This window comes from Gammaproteobacteria bacterium (assembly GCA_027296625.1).
Classification (GTDB): domain Bacteria; phylum Pseudomonadota; class Gammaproteobacteria; order JAKEHO01; family JAKEHO01; genus JAKEHO01.
Genome location: JAPUIX010000098.1, coordinates 1 through 2,710, shown reverse-complemented (window position 1 = coordinate 2,710; position 2,710 = coordinate 1). Strand labels below are relative to the sequence as shown.

Annotated in this window: 4 protein-coding genes; all 4 read left to right on the top strand. The window is 53.5% G+C overall.

Annotation, left to right across the window (positions count from 1 at the left end; all coding sequences use genetic code 11):
* The coding region (locus O6944_05115; protein MCZ6718517.1) for an SDR family oxidoreductase at positions 1–279 on the top strand (279 nt) is incomplete at its 5' end.
* Positions 280–447: 168 nt separating this feature from the next.
* Entirely contained in the window at positions 448–1,242 is a 795-nt protein-coding gene (locus O6944_05110) for an SDR family oxidoreductase (protein MCZ6718516.1), read from the top strand.
* A gap of 184 nt (positions 1,243–1,426) precedes the next feature.
* On the top strand, positions 1,427–2,167 hold the full coding sequence (locus O6944_05105) for an HAD family hydrolase (protein ID MCZ6718515.1): 741 nt from the start codon (positions 1,427–1,429) through the stop codon (positions 2,165–2,167).
* Positions 2,168–2,511: 344 nt separating this feature from the next.
* A partial coding sequence (locus tag O6944_05100) for a hypothetical protein (protein ID MCZ6718514.1) occupies positions 2,512–2,710 on the top strand: 199 nt, incomplete at its 3' end.

Here is a 2,710-nt window from a genome sequence, read left to right as displayed (position 1 = left end):
TTGACTCAGCATCTGGCGATGGAGCTGGCGGAACATGGCATTCGCATCAATGCGGTAGCGCCCGCCGTTGTGGAAACCCCGATCTACCACGCCTTCATCAAGCCCGACGAGGTTCACGAGGCCCTACAAGGCTTCAACGATTTTCACCCAATCGGACGGATCGGAAAGCCCAGAGATGTGGCATCGGTGATCATGTTTCTCCTTTCGGACGATGCAAGTTGGGTAACAGGTGCAATTTGGGACGTGGACGGCGGCGTTATGGCTGGGCGTAACCAGTAGACCTCCAATTTATGGCATCGACGAAGATGTGTAGGGCCGCGAATCTAAGAAGCCAAATGCAGCCGACGCGGTAACCCGCGCGGCTGATTTGGGGCGTTAGACCATGAGAACCGTCGGATGAGACGTATACGTCTTTAACTTTCTGCAATACTGAAAGGTTCGTGCGCGATGGTGGCATCTCCTCTGTTTGATGTTTCTGGGCGCGTGGCGCTCATTACCGGTGCCTCCCGTGGCATAGGCCGGGCGATCGCTCAAGGCCTCGCGGAGGCGGGCGCGAGCATTGCACTCTGCAGTCGTACGCGAGCGGAACTTCTCCAGACTGCCGAAGAGATCCGTGCCCTGGGCACGCGGGCGGAGGCCTTTCCCGCCGACGTTGTGAGCGTGGTGGGGATCAAGGCACTCGTGCGCGATGTTCTCGACCGCATGGGACAGATCGATATCCTGGTGAACGTAGCGGGCGTGAACCGTCGCGGGCCATCAACGGAGATCACGGAAGAGGATTGGGACACCGTGCTCGATTTGAATCTGAAGGGCCTGTTCTTCACGTCGCAGGCCGTCGGCCGATATTGGATCGAGACCCACCGCTTTGCCGCCGAGCATAATCGAGGAAAGGGCAAGATCATTAACATCGGCAGTATCGCCGGAGAAATGGGCTTTCGCCGCGTCGTACCCTACGCGGCTAGCAAGAGCGGCATGCTGGGAGTAATGCGTTCCCTGGCTCTCGAGTGGGCAACAGAAGGCATCTGCGTGAACTGCCTCGCTCCTGGGTACGTTGAGACGCAGTTCACTAAGCCGCTGTTCGATGATCCGATCTTCACAACGGCGTTTCACAATCGTGTCCCGATGGGGCGGCGCGGTTACCCAGTTGACCTCGTTGGAGCTGCTGTTTTTCTTGCGGCGCCAGCAAGTGACTACCTCACCGGACAAACAATCGTGGTAGACGGCGGTTATTTGATCGCATGACCTCCAGTGAAGCGTTGCTTCGGCGTTTAGGGTACATAGCACTCAAGATGGTGAAGAAGTGATCAAACGCCACGATTGCATTGTCGCGCCATTGTCTAACTTGGCGTTTCAGACCGATCGCTAAAAGCGCCGGCTGAGCTATACGTTAGCCAGAGAGCAGCGACTGCAGGATCCAAGATTGGGAATGGGAATCCAAGCAATAGCGTTTGACCTCGGAAATACGTTGGCGGAGTATTACCAGCGCGAAGTGTATCCCTCCATCCTTGCGGACTCAATTCGTAACGCTCATGCCATCCTGTCCAGTTTCGCGGCAGTGCAACTCGAGGAAGCGCAGGCCATTGCTCTTACGGAAAACCGTGAGCAGTCGGACGGCAAGGTGCGCCCTCTTCAAGAGCGGTTCGATAGGGTGTTCGGTCTTACAGACCAGACACCTGCGGATGTCCGGGAGCGGGCGTGTCGCGTTTTCCTGGAGCCAATCTTCCAGTGTGCTCGCAAATATCAAGACAGTGGTCCGATGCTGCGAATGCTGCGGCAACAGGGCTATAAGTTGGCTATCGTATCGAACACACCATGGGGAAGCCCGAGTCAGCCTTGGCGCGAAGAACTAAAGCGTCTGGATCTTAAGGACGCTGTGGACTTATCAATATTTTGTGTAGATGTGGGCTGGCGCAAGCCCGCACCAATAATCTTCAAACGACTTCTTCAGGCATTAAATGTGAAAGCAGCGGAATGTCTTTTCATCGGTGACGAACCAGCTTGGGACGTTGAAGGGGCGCGCGCTTCCGGAATGCCTGCTGTGCTGATCGACCGGACAAACAGACACTCTTCGTACACTGGACCTCGTGTTCAAAACCTTGAGGAAATTGTGCCGCTAATAGGGCGCGCTTGCCCCAGCGGAGCTGTGACCGGTCGGGGAGATAGGTAACAAAAAAGTCCGGGGACATGGGTTACACCTTTGGAAGCGAGCAATGTGTATACAACGCAATATGTTCATTGGGCAGAAGTGTTAGGAGTGCCAGCAATCGAAGCCACTATTGGGAATTATAAGTCTCAAATGAAAGCCATGCTTTTGGTTTGGCCTGGACATGCAGTATATCAAGATTTACAAGGTTCGTGGTGGTTTACTTCCTGGTCTATTGATGAGTAAAAACTTTTCCACAAATAGTAAACGGCATAACCGAACGCTGCAGTGAACACGGGCAAGCCGTGCCAGTGAGCGTGGTCGTTATGTTTATTGCTAGTGTAAATTATTAAAATAAGGAGAAAGAAATGCCTCAATACATTATTACTTATCTAGGCGGCGATAAGCCATCTAGCCCTGAGGAAGGTAAGCAACATTTCGCGAAATATAAAGAATGGTTATCTTCATTGGGCGACTCAGCGGTTAGTCCTGCTAATCCGCTTAAGAATACGAGCACAGTAAACTCAGATGGTACTGTTACCACTGGAGGCACAACGACAATGTCTG

Excerpts from the sequence above, each read along its gene's own strand:
- O6944_05110 (MCZ6718516.1), top strand. The coding sequence starts at position 448 with ATGGTGGCATCTCCTCTGTTTGATGTTTCTGGGCGCGTGGCGCTCATT.
- O6944_05105 (MCZ6718515.1), top strand. The coding sequence starts at position 1,427 with ATGGGAATCCAAGCAATAGCGTTTGACCTCGGAAATACGTTGGCGGAG.